This is a genomic window from Leptospirales bacterium, from assembly GCA_019694655.1.
Lineage (GTDB): Bacteria > Spirochaetota > Leptospiria > Leptospirales > Leptonemataceae > SSF53.
Genome location: JAIBBN010000008.1, coordinates 17,716 through 34,154, shown reverse-complemented (window position 1 = coordinate 34,154; position 16,439 = coordinate 17,716). Strand labels below are relative to the sequence as shown.

13 protein-coding genes are annotated in these 16,439 nt (G+C 60.7%); 6 read left to right on the top strand and 7 right to left on the bottom strand.

Annotated elements, in window-relative coordinates:
* Window positions 1-101 precede the first annotated feature (101 nt).
* Window positions 102-1,052, top strand: a complete 951-nt coding sequence (locus tag K1X75_12075) for a cation diffusion facilitator family transporter (protein MBX7058794.1) — start codon at window positions 102-104, stop codon at window positions 1,050-1,052.
* On the opposite strand, the gene K1X75_12070 is transcribed toward K1X75_12075, so the two are convergent.
* Genes K1X75_12070 through K1X75_12060 form a run of 3 tightly spaced genes read right to left on the bottom strand, consistent with a single transcriptional unit; the run spans window position 1,043 to window position 6,413 of the window.
* Complete coding sequence (locus tag K1X75_12070) at window positions 1,043-2,728, bottom strand: hypothetical protein (GenBank protein MBX7058793.1); 1,686 nt, start codon at window positions 2,726-2,728, stop codon at window positions 1,043-1,045. The two genes, K1X75_12075 and K1X75_12070, sit on opposite strands and share 10 nt — an antisense overlap.
* On the bottom strand, window positions 2,725-4,266 hold the full coding sequence (locus K1X75_12065; protein ID MBX7058792.1) for a hypothetical protein: 1,542 nt from the start codon (window positions 4,264-4,266) through the stop codon (window positions 2,725-2,727). The genes K1X75_12070 and K1X75_12065 overlap by 4 nt, the downstream gene beginning before the upstream one ends.
* A complete protein-coding gene (locus K1X75_12060) occupies window positions 4,263-6,413 on the bottom strand; it encodes a hypothetical protein (protein MBX7058791.1) in 2,151 nt (716 codons plus the stop codon). The genes K1X75_12065 and K1X75_12060 overlap by 4 nt, the downstream gene beginning before the upstream one ends.
* Window positions 6,414-6,689: 276 nt before the next feature.
* On the opposite strand from K1X75_12060, the gene K1X75_12055 reads away from it, so the two are divergent.
* Together K1X75_12055 and K1X75_12050 are read left to right on the top strand one after the other, a co-directional pair.
* Entirely contained in the window at window positions 6,690-7,835 is a 1,146-nt protein-coding gene (locus K1X75_12055) for a glycosyltransferase family 4 protein (GenBank protein MBX7058790.1), read from the top strand.
* A 118-nt stretch (window positions 7,836-7,953) separates the two neighbouring features.
* Complete coding sequence (locus K1X75_12050; protein ID MBX7058789.1) at window positions 7,954-8,529, top strand: SH3 domain-containing protein; 576 nt, start codon at window positions 7,954-7,956, stop codon at window positions 8,527-8,529.
* A gap of 27 nt (window positions 8,530-8,556) precedes the next feature.
* Here K1X75_12050 and K1X75_12045 read toward each other — a convergent pair whose 3' ends face one another.
* Entirely contained in the window at window positions 8,557-9,351 is a 795-nt protein-coding gene (locus K1X75_12045) for a hypothetical protein (GenBank protein MBX7058788.1), read from the bottom strand.
* 231 nt (window positions 9,352-9,582) lie between these two features.
* On the opposite strand from K1X75_12045, the gene K1X75_12040 reads away from it, so the two are divergent.
* The gene (locus K1X75_12040; protein ID MBX7058787.1) at window positions 9,583-9,945 is read left to right on the top strand and encodes a PilZ domain-containing protein; all 363 of its coding nucleotides are present in this window, start codon (window positions 9,583-9,585) and stop codon (window positions 9,943-9,945) included.
* Here K1X75_12040 and uvrC read toward each other — a convergent pair.
* On the bottom strand, window positions 9,861-11,747 hold the full coding sequence (gene uvrC, locus K1X75_12035) for an excinuclease ABC subunit UvrC (protein ID MBX7058786.1): 1,887 nt from the start codon (window positions 11,745-11,747) through the stop codon (window positions 9,861-9,863). The genes K1X75_12040 and uvrC overlap by 85 nt on opposite strands.
* Window positions 11,748-11,855: 108 nt before the next feature.
* Between uvrC and K1X75_12030 the strand changes: the two genes are divergently transcribed.
* Window positions 11,856-12,950 (top strand): M14 family metallopeptidase, encoded by a 1,095-nt coding sequence (locus tag K1X75_12030; protein MBX7058785.1) that lies wholly within the window; start codon window positions 11,856-11,858, stop codon window positions 12,948-12,950.
* Between the two features lie 44 nt (window positions 12,951-12,994).
* On the top strand, window positions 12,995-13,990 hold the full coding sequence (locus tag K1X75_12025; GenBank protein ID MBX7058784.1) for a hypothetical protein: 996 nt from the start codon (window positions 12,995-12,997) through the stop codon (window positions 13,988-13,990).
* 17 nt (window positions 13,991-14,007) lie between these two features.
* On the opposite strand, the gene K1X75_12020 is transcribed toward K1X75_12025, so the two are convergent.
* Both K1X75_12020 and K1X75_12015 read right to left on the bottom strand, forming a co-directional pair.
* On the bottom strand, window positions 14,008-15,216 hold the full coding sequence (locus tag K1X75_12020; GenBank protein MBX7058783.1) for a c-type cytochrome: 1,209 nt from the start codon (window positions 15,214-15,216) through the stop codon (window positions 14,008-14,010).
* A 3-nt stretch (window positions 15,217-15,219) separates the two neighbouring features.
* The gene (locus K1X75_12015) at window positions 15,220-16,419 is read right to left on the bottom strand and encodes a hypothetical protein (protein ID MBX7058782.1); all 1,200 of its coding nucleotides are present in this window, start codon (window positions 16,417-16,419) and stop codon (window positions 15,220-15,222) included.
* Between the last annotated feature and the right edge of the window lie 20 nt (window positions 16,420-16,439).

The window sequence follows — 16,439 nt, the reverse complement described above, 5'->3', positions numbered from 1 at the left end:
ACGTGACGAAGCGCAGCCCAAGTGCGCTTCTTGTCCTGGCTGGCGCTCCATTGCTTTGCGGCGGGCTATGCGCCAGAGGATTTGGCCGGGCCTAGCGAATCATGCCAGATAGCAGCAGCCATCTTCCACATCATATGCATCATGCCGGCCATGGCCATTCCGGTCTGGAACATCATGCCTCGACGGAGCGCAACCTTCTGCTGGCGCTGGCGATCAACCTTTGCTTCTCGATCATCGAGATCGTCGGCGGCCTGTGGACCAACAGCGTTGCAATTCTTTCCGATGCTTTGCATGACTTTGGCGATGTGCTGGCCCTCGCCCTGGCTCTGGGCATGCAGCGTCTGTCACGGCGGCAGAAGGATCGCACATTCAGCTACGGCTATCGACGCTTTTCCCTGCTGGCGGCGTTGATCAATGGCGTCATCTTGCTTGGCGGATCAATTTTTATTTTGAGCCAGGCGATACCACGTTTGTTGCATCCTGCTCCCGTTCACGCGGAAGGAATGATCGTACTTGCTGTTCTGGGCGTACTTTTCAACGGCGCGGCGGCGCTGCGACTGCGGCGCGGTCGTAGCATGAATGAACGCATGGCTGGCTGGCATATGATGGAGGACCTGCTGGGATGGGCAGCCGTATTGCTGGCCGCACTGGTAATGCACTTTGTCGATTTTCCGCTGCTCGATCCGCTGCTGGCGATCGCTTTCAATGCTTTCATTCTGATTGGCGTCGCCCGTTTGCTGTGGGGCGTGGCGCGCATTTTCTTACAGGGTACGCCCGGCCAGTTGCAGATTGAGGCCATCGAAGCGCAAATCCGCTCCGCCCCGGGCGTTGAGTCGATCCATGGCACGCATCTGTGGTCGTTGGATGGCGCTTACAATGTACTGACCACGCACGTTGTCGTTGCCGCCAATGCCAGTATGGATCGCGTATGCAAGGTAAAGGCTCACATTCGTGAGACGCTCGAGGAACATTCCATCAGCCATACCACCATTGAGGTTGAACGAAGCGGCGAACGTTGTCTGCTGGACGGACGGGACAACGCTCATCCCTGATCAGGAAGCCATTGCAAGCTTGGACCGCCGCTGAGCGGCAGCAGTTGCGACCACAATAGTAAATCCGGATCTACAGCCACGCCCGAACGCAATGCGCCCACGTCAATGGCGCCGTCGGCGCGACGCAAGAAGACAATCAGGTCGCCGCTCTTTGCGCTGAAGCGCAGCAGTCCATCATTCTGGCTGAGCGGGGCCTCCCACTCGCTGATTGTATGGGCGCCAAGAAATTGCAGCGCAACATAGCGCGGCGCCTCTGGCGAGAGCCAGATCCAACCCGATGATGCGCCGCTGGCAAGCAGCGGCGCCGCCTTGCAATCTGCAGCGCGAATGCAGGGCAGCGACAGCGCCCCGCGATGCCTCCGCACAACGCCGCCAGGCAGAGCGGCGATCCACTCTGCCGCCTGCAGCCCGACCAGTTCTGGCAGGGCGCCCAACGAAGCAGCGAGGCAGCGCCGCGAAGCCCGTCCATTCTCCAGCGGTAGCACGCAGATCGCGCGCCAGGGGCCGCTGCCGCCGCCGCTGGCCATCTGCAGCGCGCCGGGTGGAGCGCAGACTTCATCGGCGGCGCACTCCAGCGCATCTTCCTCAGGGGCAGGCGGTGCGAAGGGCGGGCGAGGCAGAGTGCGCGAGCGATCGGCAATGCGCCGGAATTCGGCGGCAAAGGCCTGCACGGCCAGCGGGTCGACCAGATCCAGCAGGACTTCGGCGTTTTGATCTCGCGCCGCCACGGACCAATTGTAGCTGCCGCTCAGCACACGCTGATCATCGATCAGCAGCGTCTTGTGATGCAGGTGCCCGCCATGCTGCACGCCATCGATGGCAAGCAGGCGCCGCGCTCCTTCCAGGCGTACGACGGATGCGCTCAGGCCAAGTCCGGCGTTGATCAAGGCGCCCTGCGCATCGTCGGGCAGCTGTCCGTCGTTGCCCTCGTCGTCGTAAATCAGATCCAGGCGAACGCCGCGGGCTGCGGCCTCCTGCAGCGCTGCACTCAAGGCGCGATCGCTGTGCGCAAATTGCAGCAATCGAATGTCCTGGCCGGCAGAAGCGATAGCTTCTGCCAGCAAGAATTGAATCAACGCGCCGCCCCGCGGCGCAAATAGCATTCGCCCGCCTGGAATGGGAACCTGCAGTGGCGATCCATTGGTTTCGCGCAGAGCATCGAGTATCTGCGCCGCCGATTGGGGATCGATTGCCGTGGCGATAAAGCCGTTGTAGCTATAGAAGAAATCGCTGCGCGTGAAATTGCCAGTGCCGACAAAGAGCAAGCGGCGATCGATCAGCGCCAGTTTGATGTGCTGCAGTCCAGAGCGATCGCGAAGCTCCAGCGGCAAACGACGTGCAATCAGAGCGCTATGATCGATCTGGCGATCGCCCACGATGTGCAGCTCGACGCCGCGGTCCGCCGCGCGCTGCAGGGCGGCCAGAATTTCAGTTTCATCCAGGCCAAAGCTGCGTAACTCGATCTCGCGCTCCGCTCCGTCGATCCAATGGAGCAATTGGTCGCGCGCGGCATTGCGTTGCACGTCGCTGGCCTCTTCTTCCGGACGCGTAAAGAGATAGCGAGTTGGCGGCGGCACTAAAAATGGCAGCAATGACTCGCCGCTGCTGGCATCGCAGGAAAGCGCCGCGAAAAAAGCCGCGGCAGAAAATAGGATTCGCTTCTGACAGGCGATCACAATCGGGCCTCCAGCGAAAAGGATAGACTTTCGCCCATCAGCTCGCGCTTTCCGCGCCGTCCGTAGCGGCGGTAGCTGCGCACGTAGTGCAGGCTCATCTTGTAGTCGCTCTGCAGCGAACGCCACAGGCGCAGTTCCAGTTCGCCAAATCGCGGCGCTTCAGGGTCAGCCCGCAGCAGCCGAAAGCGGTTGGCCCCCGGACGGGCTGCGGCCAGCGGAATCAGTCCGTGAGCCGCGAGAGCGGCGCCGCCGCTAGCGGCCTCATAACCCAGCTCAAGCTGTAGTTCGAAGGACGGCAGTCGGTAGCTAGTTTCTTCGCCGCTGCGACGAAGACCGGCGCAGGAATCGGCAGAGCTGCAAAGCTCGGCCCAGGGCCGCATATCCAGCGAGGCGCCAAGCAGCCCGCCTCCGCCGCTTTCGCCGCCGAAGCCAACATAGCCGCTGCGTTCAGAACTCTGCGGCTGCGAACCTGAGCGCTGATCGGCAGGAGTCGGCAGCAAAGCGCTGAATGATCCATAGAATTCCGAATATTTGATGTAGCTCAACCATCTCATGGCGGCGCCCTCGATGCGCTCCACCGGGCGATTCTGCTCATTCCACAAGGCTGAGGCGTAGTCGCCGCGTGTATTTTCGTAGCTAAGTCCCAGCTGCAGATTCAGTGACGAGCGGTGATCCAGGCCAAGTCCAATGCTGGCGTATTCGATACGATCGATGGGCAAGGCGGCATTGTTGGCGGCCGCCGGCCTCTGCGCAGCGGCCTCCTCCGCCGAGGCCGGCTCTCGATTTTGCCGGTTGACGCCGTAGCCCAGGGCAAGGCGATATTCATTGCCCAGAACCAACTCAGCGCGGTAGCCATAGGAGCGCGCATCGGCTGCAGCATTTTGGAAACTGCGCCGAAAACGAAGCGGGGCATAGAGTTGCTGTTGTCCGCCGCCCGAGCTCAGCAGGTATGCGCCGGCAAGCTCCGGCCGATGAAGCGGCGCCACCCGCAAATAGAGAAGATCGCCGACGCAAAAGTTGGCATGAATCCCGGTGAGCGAGCCGTGGGCGCCAAGCAGGCTGTTATCCAGCGCGTCGCGGGAGGTCAACCGGCCCAGCAGCAGCGAGGCCTCGGTGTCAACGCCTGGAGCAAAGTCGAATCCTCCATACAATTGATTTCCAGGAACTATTTCCAGCGGCCGATCGCCTCCGTGGGCGTCGCCGTGAGCTGGATCGATGTAGAGCGCTCTGCCCAGAACGACAAAAACGGCCAGATCGGCATGCAATATGGGACCGGGCTCTTCCCCTGCGCGCCGCGCGGCATACATTTGCAGTCCGGCGGACTGGCCGTGATCCAGGCGCGAACGGCGGCGAGGCGGTTGCAATGCAGCGGCATCAGCCAGCGGCGGCAGGTAGCGTTGGGCGCTGATCTGAGCCAGTGCAAAAAGTTCCAGCTGCAGGCGCCGATCTTCCTCCTGCGCGCTCAACGTAGCTGGAAACATTGTCGCCAGCATTGCAGCGGCAAATGCAATGATCGACGGCCAAGAACGCCGGCTCATGGCAGCGTTCCTGCAGCCTGGTTCGCAAAGCCAGCGCTGGCTTGCGTATAGCGCCCACAGGCGGAATGAGGAGAAGCCCCGTGCGCCGCCCAGCGCTCGCCAGGGATGGCGTCGAACCTTGCCCAGCTGCGACGCAATCCGTCGCCGACCAGCGTCAAGTAGTCGGCGCTATTCAGTTGAACTCGCTCAACTGATTCTCCCATGCGCAGTTCGTAATCTGCGGCGCCGTCCGGCAAGCGCAGGTTGGGCGCCGAAAGCCATTGATCCGGAGCGAAGCAGGCGGGAACGCCTCGACCCACTGCAAAAAGTTCAATTGCGCCCGGCGCCGGCAGAAGGTAGCCGTTCACTAGCTGCTCGCCGCTAAGGATAAGCAGTTGCAACAACGGCCGCGCCGCGCGCTCCTCGATTGCGGCGGCAAAGGCGATTTCAACAAATTCGTCAGCGGCGCGCAGGCTGCCGTCGTCCAGGCGCGAGCCCTGCGGCAGGATTTCCCGAATTGCAAGCGGCAGGCGGCATGATTCTGGCGCGGCCTGTTCCGAATCGCTGGCAAATCCCGGGCTCATGGCCTGCTCGTTTGCATAGTCAGGGCGCAGTCCCAGGCTCTGCAGGCCGTGGGCGCACAGACCGCAGACGCATGGACACAGCGAATGCAAAGAACGCAGCCCCAGAGTTTGCGCATCGGCGCCGCCCAACCACTGGGAAGCGTCCGGAACAAAAAGCGCCTTCTCTCGTTGCCCGGCCAGATCGACCAGCGCCAGGGGCTCTTGCCAGTTCAGGCTGCGCAGGCGCGAATCAATCGTAGCCTCTTGCAGGAAGGGCGCCTGCGCGGCGGCCAGCAATTCGCGATCGCCGAGGCGCGCTCCTTGCAAGGAAAAGAGGCGTAAGCCGGCCCGTAGCAGCAAGCGGCGCGGATTGCAGACCCTCAGATACTTAAGTTCTATAAACTTTCCGCCGGCATCGCCGCTCATTCCGCTGCGGCGCAGGGCCAGTGGATTCCATTCGCTCAGCAGAACGTCATCAAGGCCGCAATCGAAGGGCGACGCCGCGGCAGTTTCGGTATCCAGTAGCGCTGCGTTGATGCCTGGATTGCCTGGGAATCGGTCGCCGACGGCGCGCAAGGCCGGTTGAAAAGATTCGGACGCAGTCAGTCGCAAGCAGCTGCGCTGCGCCGAGCAACCGACGACCCGTGCAGCGGCGCTGTCGAATTGAAAGCCAAGCGATGGCAAGGCGGCATTGCGACTGAGGCGAAAGTCCGAATAGACATCGTCGACCAATTCGGCGCTATGTGAAAAGAGAAAACGCGATATTCGTAGCTGATAGGCGCCATCATCCAGGATCAGCAGTTGATCGAAGCGCGTGTCGCGATCCTCGCTGGAAATTTCAAGAAGCGGTCCGTCGCTTTGCGACGCAAAGCGCAGTTCGCTGACGTGCGCCAGATTGCTTGCCGCGGCGGCCAGCAACGCGCTGTTGCGCGCTGGCGCCCCCTGCAATGCTGCGGCGGCGGCTTGCGCAACTGCAGGATTATGTAAAATCCACCCGACAAGGCGCTGCCTTTGTTCGGCGCGGGGATATACAAGCGCCAGGTCCGTAGTTCCTGCCAGAATCAAAAATTCAGCCCGTGCAAAACGCCGGGCTAAAAAGTGTAGCGATTCGGGATCGGCGGCCGCGTAGCTCAGATAAAGTTGCGCCGGCTGGAAGTCGTTGAGCAAGGCGCGCCGACCATCGGCGACGGCAATCAGGTCCCCAAGCTGGGATCGCAGTTCAGAACTGCTGTATTCTCCGGCCTCCCAGCCCTGGCCAAGTATGCGCGGCGAAAAGGCGGATGGCTCTGAAGCGAACAGGAGCTGCAGTTGCAACGCGTTAGCGTCGCTGAGATCTGAAAGTCGCAGCCGCCAGCGCAATCCACGTTCCAGATCAAACCAGCCGCGCCTCTGGCTCTCGACGCAGAGCTCGCCGTCGTGAAATTGCAAAGAAGGCTGACCGGGTGCATCGCCGAAGGCCACAATGCTTTCCGTCTGGCAAGCGGGATTGATTGAAATTGAATCCAGCTCAGGCAGAGGGCCGGCATAGTCGATGCTGAACGCCTGGGCGCCGCCGCCAGAGGGCAGCAATGCCGGCAGCCGATCCGATGCCGCGCATGCATTCATTTGGATTGCTGTCGCCAGCAGTAGCAGCGCAAGGCAGGTCGCACGATCTGGAAAGCTTCGATGCGATGGCTGCAAACGGCGAAGGCCAACGATTGAGGTCTGCATGCCGTCGGCTGTCGATTCTGCAGGCGTTGTTCCGCTCTTTTCCCAGCGCCGGCAGCGCTGTGCGCGGATTTGGACTTGCCGCTTTGGATGGCGTCGATGAATTGACGACATGGTGCGGATTGCGCCCCTGCCCGGATTTGAAGCCACGGTTCGCCGTGCGCGGCTTCCTTTATGAAGCGCATTGCGCTAGTTACCGACTATTTTCGTCCGGAACCGGGCGGTCTCGAAGGCTTGTTTACGGGCATTGCCAGACGTTGGGCGGCGGATGATGTCGCGGTAATTGTTACGCGTGAGGCTGGCGGCGCGCTGGTTGCGGCGGAGGAAATTGAAAGGTTTGATGCTGGCGAGGGCTACCGCATCATTCGGCGCAGCAGAAGCAAATCGCGCTGGTCGCAACTGCGAAGGGCGCGCGAGGATCTGGCAGAGGCCCGCGCTTTACTGGAGCAATTGCGCTCCGAACATGTCTTGCTGGCAGATCTCAGCGGCAGTTCCGTGCTCTTTGCGCGCGCCGCCACGGGGCTCAGTATTCCCTATTCGGTTTTTTTGAATGGCGGAGACTTGCGCACTCGGCTGGGTTTTCTGAATTTTCCTGAGCGTCGTCTGGTCCAGAATGCACGCAACGTATTTACGGTAGCAAGATTCATCGCCCGCGATGCGCGCAGCTTTGGCGTGCGCGAGGATCGTTTGATCGTTGCTCCACCGGGCTTCGAGCCGCGTTGGCCCGTGCGCAAACGCAGCAAGCTGCCTGAGGATCTGGCGGCGCGCATCGGCGATCGTACGCTCTTTGTCGGACTCGGGCCGCTGCTGCCGCGCAAAGGCTTCGACTACGCGTTGCAAGCTCTCCAGCGACTGCGCGGCCTGGCCAACCGCATGCATTTTCTGATTGTGGGTTCCGGCCCGGAGTACATCTACTTGCAAGAGATCATTCGACTGCAGGGATTGGAATCGATGGCCAGCATGACCGGCTTCCTGCCGGACGCAACACTCTATGCCGTTTTGCAGAGAGCCGATGTGATCCTGCAGCCGGGAAGCGTTCGGGAGGATGATGTTGAGACGCTGGGCGCAGTGTTTATGGAGGCGGCATGGCTTGGGCTGCCTTCCCTGGCCGGCCGTCTGGGCGGCGTTGAGGAAATTGTTCGGCACGGCGTCTCTGGATTTGTCGTCGAAGCTGGAAATGTTGCGGAGATTGCCGAGCGTATGGAACAGCTGGTTGCCAGCGAGCGACTGCGCTATCAGCTTGGAAAGAATGCGCGAGATATTGCCCGCAGCGAATTTGACTTCGAGCGCACCTGCTTTGCTATTTCCAGTCGGCTCTAGGGTTGCGAACTGCCGTCAGGCAGCGGCGTGGATTTGCCTGTTCTCACTGCTGGCAATTCTTGCTCTGGCGCTGGACTGCCGCCGGCCGCCCGCTGATTCCAGCGCAGCGTCCGCCACAATGTACAGTTCGGCTCGCTCCGGACTGCGCCTGCGTTTGGCGCCGCGTTCTGATTCGGAAACCCTGGCGGTGATTCCCTTCAATGCCGAGCTGACGGTCTTGAGCAAGAGCCAGGAGTCGATCACCGTCGATGGCATCACGGCGCCATGGATGCAGGTACGCTATCAGGGACAGGAGGGTTGGGTTTTTGGCGGCTACCTGGTCGCCGCGGTCTCCGAATCGCCGCCCGATCAGCTGCGCGAGCGCTACCTGGGCGTCTGGAACGGTCGCAACCTCTGCGAAGGCGTGCAAAGCAACATCGCCATCGATGCCGACGGCCGATTTACAGCGCGCCTGTTTGGCGGCTGCGATATCAGCGGCTGTTCCTGTGGGGCGCTCAACGGACGCTGGAAGCTGCAGGATCGGATGATTTGTTTTCAGGTGGAGCATTCCGACTTCCAGGTTGCGACGGGCGAGGGACCGTCCTGTTATCGAATGAGCGGTCGCAGTCTGATTGCGGCGCAGAATGCCTTTGTCGAAAACTATGGCAGCGAAACATTGCAGGTGTTGCAACGTCCGGCCTCGGCGCCCCGCTAGATCGATGCAAACGTGGCCCGTCAGTCCTCAGCGATTGGCGCCTTCCGGAAATGTCAGCCCCTCGCTCTCAAAGCGCTGCAGCAGGGCAATGAACAGCGAATGCGTCGGCGCCGTCGAGCTTGGCGGCGCCGGCGACGGGGCCGCGGGCAAGGCGGCGACGACTTCGGCCACGGCGCGCAGCAAAGTCGCGACAATCGCCGCCTGCTGTTCGGGAATCGGACAGCGTGAATTCTCGGCCCGCGACCAGCTCATTGCACCCGCCGCCAATGGTAGTTGAAGTTCGCATTGTTCGCCAATTTTTCTCCAGCTGAGGCCCTCTTCGCTGCGCCAGTAAGATTCGCCGGGATTGGCGCCCGGTCCCAGATTGTAGTAGATCAGGCGCTGCCGCAGTTCCGGACGCTGATTTACAATCTCATAGCTGTCCAGTTTCGCCAGGGAAAACTTTCGACAAACCTGGAGCTGCCATTGCTGGCTGGAACGGCGTTCGTAGAAGTTCAAGCAATCGTCTTCCGGCCCGGCATGCCTTTGTCGATAGCCGACGCTCTCCTGCAGTTCCTCTTGCGATGCGCAGAGCAGCGCTGTCCAGGGGGGCGGGGCGCCAGGCGGCGCAAGGTAGGCGACGCGACGATCGGGGCAGGGGAGCGACGCTTCGGATCCTGCCGGACCTGGAACTTCTGGCGCGGCCGGCGCCACATCGGACGCAGGCGCAGCCGGCGTCGCTTCCGACCCAGCTGCATTTGAAGCCTCGGATTGTTCGTTCTCGGCGTGCAGCGCGGCGCTCAGACACAAGACCGCAGCCAGGCTGAGGGCTGCGGTCATCATTCCGGTTTTCCCTTCGAGTATCACAAAAGCCTGGCGCCAGCTGCTTGCTGCCGTTGTACTCTGCTTCGGCGCCGCTGCCTGCGATCCTTAGGCGCTCCGTAGCACGGCCTGGCGCAATTTGCCAGGCAAAACCAGGCATCGCTGCCAGGGAAACACTATCAATTTCACTGGTCAGGTCTATCGTCCTCTCAATATTTGTACTCGAGTATCATGCAAAGCGGAGGCCACATCATGGAACAGCGCATCCAGCCGCGACGCAGCGGACGGTCGCTGGAGCTTTTTCGTGTTGATGTGGAATGGGAAAATCGGCGTTTTGCGGGATTTCCGCGCAATATTTCGGATAGCGGGGCCAGCCTTTGCCTGCCTGGTTCGAATGCCTTGCATATCCCCAGCGGAGCGATGCTGCGCGGTCAGATGAGCGTCGGGAATACTCCCGTGCACTTTCAGGGCAATGTAGTCTGGACCCGTCGAGAGGAGCGCCACGGCCGACCCGCGCTATTGCTCGGTCTTCAATTTGATTCTGAACTTTCGCTGCCTGATGCAGTCCTGAGCGCTTCGGCGCCGGACGCCGGTTTTTTGCGCGATGCAAAGTAGGCCGCGATTTTTCGCGCCGTCTCCAGCCCGATTCCGGGCGCCTTCATCAGCGCTTCCACACTTGCTTCCTCCAGCTTGCGATCATCCAGGTGTCGCAGCAAACTGGCCTTGCGCGCCGGTCCAATATCGGGAATCTCATCCACCAGATGGGAAAGCAGCGCGCGGTTGCGACTGCGTCGGTGCTGACTGATCGCGAAGCGATGCGCTTCGTCCCGCAGCCGGCGCAACAGGCGCATGCCGGCCGAGTTTGGATCAAATTGTCGCGGAGCAGATTCGCCAGGCAGATAGATTTCTTCTCGCTGCTTGGCCAGCGAAATGATCGGCAAGTCGCCCAGCGACAGACTCTGCGCCGCCTCGCAGGCCGCTGAGAGCTGCGTCAATCCGCCGTCAATGACCACCAGGTCGGGCAGGCTCTTGTCTTCGTTGAGCAAGCGCTGTAGCCTTCGACTGAGCGCTTCTCTTATGGAGGCTGGATCGTGGATGCCCTCCACGCTGCGAATGCGGTACTGTCTGTAGGCTGATTTTTGAGGGGCCCCGTCGACAAAAACTACGCCGGAGGCGACCGTATGGCTTCCCTGAAAGTGTGAAATATCGTAGCATTCGATAACGCTGGGCGTTTCCGGCAGCGTCAGCATCTGTTGCAATTCAGCCAGCGCCGCGTCGCGATCGCGGGCGCGAACGGCCAGCAGACGCTCCGAAAGCAGCAGTTCCGCGTTGCGTGCGGCAATCTTCAGCAGCGAGCGGCGTTGCGAATTTCCGCCGCTGCGAATTAGAACTTTGCGGCCGGCGCGTTCGCTGAGCAGCTGTTCCAGCAGCCGCGCATTTTCAGGATGAGCCGGCAAGACAATGCGCGCTGGCAGACGATCGGCGCTCAAATAGTAATCGCGAAGAAAGGAAGCCAGAATTTCCGGCGCGGCGGCTGAAGCCGCGCCCTGCAGCGGGAAGGTGCGACGGTCGAGCCACTTTCCGCCGCGAATCTCCAGCAGCGCAATTTGAGCGGCGTCTTCGCGTAGCGCAAGTCCAATGATGTCTTCGTTTGTCTGGCCCGTCTGAACGACGCTCTGGCGCTCCTGTGTGCGGCGTACATTGATCAGGACATCGCGGTAAATGGCCGCTTTCTCGTAAGCCATAGTAGCGCTGTACTCATCCATCCGTCGCTGGACCATCGTTTCCAGCATCTCCCCTTTGCCTTCCAGAAAGAGCAGCACGTCTTGCACCACGCGAGCATATTCCTCGGCGCCGACAGCGCCGCTGCAGGGCGCCAGACAGCGCTTGATGTGGAAGTTCATACAGGGGCGCGCCGCCTTCTTCAGCGGCAGTCGCTGACGAACCTTGCGGATGGGAAAAATCTTGTGGATGAGAGCAATGGTATTGCGCGCCGCCCGCACATCAGTAAACGGTCCGAAGTAGGCGTCGCCATTGTCTCGAACTGTGCGCGTTAGAAAGATCTGCGGAAAGGCCTCGCTGGTGGAAACAGAAATGTAGGGATAGCGTTTGTCGTCTTTCAGCCGAACATTGAAGCGCGGTTGGCGCTCCTTTACCAGCGTCGCTTCCAGGATCAGGGCCTCAGCTTCGGCGCCGACGCTGATCCATTCCAGATCAACCGCATTTTCCATGAGCGCCAGGGTGCGCGGATTGTCTTGCGAAGCGGAGAGATAGTTGCGTAAGCGGGCGCGTAGATTGATGGCCTTGCCCACGTAGAGGCTCTCGCCCGCCGCGTCCTTCCAGATGTAACAGCCGGCGCTGGTCGGAGCCCTGGCGACTTTCTGCCGTAGCAATTGGAAAATATCCGTGGACACGATGCCCTGACCCTTCGCTCTGGCCCATGCTGCCGGCGATACTGTGCTCAAGAGAAGCGCAGCGGAGCAGCAAACGGCAAGCGCTTCTGCGCTGATCGGAGGCGCCAGCTTATGGCAGTCGGCCACGATCCGGAATACTTTTTCTCGCCTGACTATCAATCTGCGCGGCGTCGCTTTCTGCTGGCTGCGGAGCGTCGCAAGGCGCACCTCTGGTCGCTCGATTGGGGCCTGCGCGGACCGGCTGGCGAATCGCTGGCCATCGATATTGCCTGGCTTGGATCGCTGCGCGCCAGACGGGCGGTCATCCACTCCAGCGGTCTGCATGGCGTTGAGGGCTTTGCCGGCAGTGCAATTCAGCTACAGGCCATTCAGCAAGCGCACGCGGCCCCGCCCAACGGCGCGCTGATTTTCATCCATGCCCTGAATCCTTTTGGCATGGCCTGGCTGCGTCGGGTAAACGAGAGCAACGTTGACCTCAATCGAAATTTCCCGGGTCCAGCGCAAAGCTACAGCGGCGCTCCGCCTGCCTATCGACAGCTGGATGCGCTGCTCAATCCGGCCGCGGCGCAGGGAGGCCCGGAGTTCTTTCGCAGTCGCTTGATTCTTACCTATCTGCGATTGGGCGTGCAGGCAGCGCAACTGGCCGTGGTCCAAGGACAATACGAGTATCCTCAGGGCTTGTTCTATGGCGGCGAAAAAATGGAAGAGGGGCCTGCTCATCTCTTGCGCTGGCTGCGCAGCAAGGCCTCCGGGCTACGCCGGTGTTTGTGGATCGATGTGCACACTGGCCTCGGCCGTCGCGGCGACCACACTGTCATTCTGGAACACGCCGATGAACCAGAGCTGCAAGAGCGGCTGAAGCAGCGCTACGAGCAACGGCTCGATATTCCGGGCGCGGCCAACGCCCAGATCTATCGCGTGCAAGGCGGAATCGAAAGCGCTGTGCCGGCGGCGCTTTCGCGCGCCCGATCGACATTTCTGACTCAGGAATTTGGTACGGTCAGCGCAATGCGCACACTCTGCGCCCTGCGCGAGGAAAACCGTCTGCATCGTTTGCATGGCGAACGTGCGTTGCCGCATCATCCGGCTCGCGAGGCTCTGCGGCGTGCGTTTTCTCCGCCAGATTGGCGCTGGCGTAAGGCAATTCTGGAAAAGGGCGGCCTGCTGCTGGAATTTTGCCAGAATGAGCTTTTCCGGGAGCGCTGAATTACGATTGACCCATCGCAGGAAATACCTGGTATCAGTACGAGATGTTGCGTACTCGCCTGGTGCTATTCCTTGTGCCGGTCGTCTTGTGTCTGCCCCTGCAGGCGCTCTTTGCCGACCTGATTTTCTTAAAAAATGGCGAAACGCTGCGGGGTCGAATCGTCGCCCAGACCCCACAATCCGTTCGAATTGAAACGGGCGGATCCTCGCGCGTTGTTCCAAAGACTGAAATTCAGCGCATCTCCTTTGATCCTGAAGAGGAAAAACTGTGGGCTGAGAAGCTGGAGCAGGAGAAGGAACGGGAATCTCAAACTGTGGCGCTGCGTGAAGAGCTGGAGGGATTGCGCGCCCAGAACGTGGAGTTGCAGGATCGGATGGATCGTATCAACCAGAACTTGAGCCTCTATCGCAGCTTGAGCGCCGACGCAGCCTGGCGCAGCTTGATCTGGCCTGGCTGGGGACAGTTTCACCGAGGCGAAAGCACGCGCGGGATCATTGGCATGGGCGTCGCCGGTCTTCTGGCCTACAACATCTATCGCGCTGATCGAAGCTATCGTAGCGCCAGCAATGAATTCGAGCAGTCGGCCAATCTCTCTTTGCTATCGGCGGCCAGCGGCAGCCCGACAACAATCGCCAGCGCTTTCTTTCTGGCCAATGAGTCGCGCAACGCCAAACAACGAGCGGCCAGTGACGCCAACTTCGCTGTGGCCCTTTTTGCCGGCTGGTATCTATACAACGTGCTGGACGCTTATTTCAGCGGCAATCAGTTGATCGAGGATATGTTGCAACGTCCATTGCCTGTGCCACAATCGACTCCGACTCCAGAAGAGCCAGAGTCCCTTGAGCCTCCCGCTGAAGGCGAAGAAACGACGCCGGATGAGTCCGCGCCGGTTCCTGCGACAGAGCCAGCTCCATCGGTCGAACCTGCGCCCGCATCGCCCCCGACCGACAGCGGCGATCAAAGTTACGAGGGCGGAGGGCGCGGCTCAGCAAGAGGCCGCGATCTGTATCTGGGAATTGGCGCAAGCTTTGTCTTTTAACTGACACAAGGCGCGCACTAAGGAAGACGACAATGCGCCGGCAGAGCGGGCGGCGGCTGCAGGGGATCGCTGTAGCGCGGGTCATTGATAAAACAGTCATCGCTTAGCGACATCAGAAAAGCTGCCAATTGCGCTTTCTCAGCGGCATTCAGTCCAAGCCTGCGAATTCGCGAATCCTTGTTTGGATTGCGCCGGCCATCGCCAGCAAAGGGCCCGTCGGCAAGCATTCGACCCCCGCCGTCAAAATGATCAATGGCCAGCGACAGGGTAGCGATGCTGCCGTCGTGCATGTAGGGTGCGGTCAATGCGACGTTGCGCAAGCTGGGCGTGCGAAAGCGACCGCGATCGGCAGCCCTGCCGCTGAATTGCTGCAGTCCCTGAGTCAGGCGCGCTGCTGTCGGCCCGTGCAGCCGATGATCCGGATAGTCGCCGCTGTTGCCGACATTGTAGAGTCCGATATTGTAGTAACCTGTAGTATTTGATGCAGCATCCTGATTGAAATCTGTTCCAGAATGACAGCCGGAACATCCGACGCGCTGCGAAAAAAACAATTCCTTGCCCCGTAGCGCTTGCTTGCTCAGCTCCTCGCGATCAAAGGGCGAGCGCCTTGATATCAAAGTACTCTCAAAGGCTGCCAGCGCCAGAGCCATGTGGATCACATCAATGGTCTGGCCTGGAAAGGCGGCGGCAAAAAGCGCCTGCAGTCGGGGCTCGGAGCGCATGCGATCGGCAAAGATGTGCTCCTTACCGGCCATATTCAATTCTTCAATCCCGGTCGCCGTACTTTTCGAGAAGAAGGGAATGCCCGCCTGCTTGTCGAGGCGCGTCAGTTCCGGCAAGGCCCAGGTAAGTTGCTGCAAATAGCCGACGTTGGCCAGGCTCTGCGTATTTCTTGGATGCAGCTGACCGGTAGAACCAATTGCTCGCACGCGCCCATCGCTGAAGGCGCGACTTTGCTGGTGGCAGGCGCCGCAGGACATGCTGCGATTGGCGGAAAGCTCCTTGCTGTAGAACAGCGCCCGACCCAGCTCAACGGTCGCTTTGCTGACGCAGACGTCGGGCGGCGCGGGCGGGGGCGATTGGCCAGGCGGCAGGCCGTAGTCGAAAGTTGGGCAGCGACTGCGGGTAAAGCCGGCCGGGCTGCAAGCAATCAACAGACCAAAAATCGGGAGGTAGAGGACGCAGGAGATCCAGCGCAAGCCGCCCACGATTGCCGCCCGCTGCACTTATCAGAAGGGCGGCGCGTCGGCATTTGGAAAGGCAATCGCATTCAGTCCATTGATGGTTGCAGTTTGCAGATCATCGTAACCGCCGGCCCCGGCGCCCGCCGTATTTACCTCGCTATATAGCGCATCAACCCCGCCATAACCGGTGACGGCATTGGCATCGGGGTAGCCTGTGGGGATAGCGCCTGATGCAAGGTTGTCGCTTACAAAGCCGCTGCCGGCAAAGATGCCATGCTGCAGGATGTTGGCCCCGCAGATCGTGGATACGCCCGAGGCTGGAAGCGCGCCAAGCGCCAGTCCGGAGAGCGCGGTAGTTTCAAAATTGCCAGTTGTCTTCTGACCGTAAGCAAGTGCATAGTAATGCGCGCCTGTGCCGCAGTCGCTGCTAAAGGACACGGTGCGCGCCGCAATCTTTACGCACAGCCCGGCCGTCAGCCCGCCATTCTTTTCGCCAATGGTCATTTCCTCCAGCACCACGCGACCGCGGTCGCTGGTCGTCGCGGCGTTTGGTCCGGAAGTCCAGAAGGCGCTTCCCCAGGAGTAGGTCTGTCGGCGACTGGGCGCGCCGCCGCTGATATAGCTTTCGACAATCAAGCTTTCGTTGTTAGAGATTGTGCTGTCCAGTACTGCCAATCGATAGAGGAGCAGAACGCCGCTGCCTGTCGCCGGTGAGTTCACATTGTCAAAGAGCATCTCCAGCGCTGCTGTCCCGTCGCTGGCGCGCCAGAATTTCAATCGATTGGCGTAGGTCTTCGTTCCGGTATAAGCTGTAGAAGACTTGTTCATACAGATTGCAGCGGCCGAACAGCCCGTATCCAGTCGCAGCTTATAACTTACGCCGTTGATCACGGTGGTAGTCTGGAAGGTTCCGCTGTTTGCCAGCAGTCCGGCGTTCTTCAGGGCGACGATGATCTTGTCCGCCAGGTTGGAGTTGCTATTGGCCCAGGTGGCGGATTGACGGACAAAGAGCCAGCTGCTTTCCGCGGCGGCTGCCTCGCGCAGCGGGCCTACTTCCAGACCGCGCTGATTTGTCGAAAAGAGCACAGGGCGCCCGCCTTCGGCGCGGGCCTGCAGCGCATCAAAGGCCGGTTGCAGATCAGGAAGATGGATCCAGACGGCGCCCGCCTGAGGATGGCGCGTGATGTGCGTGGACAATCCAAAGAAGGCGGCGCCCAGCAGGGCGCCTATCAATAGCGAACGCAGCGTTGTTTTCATAAGTAGCG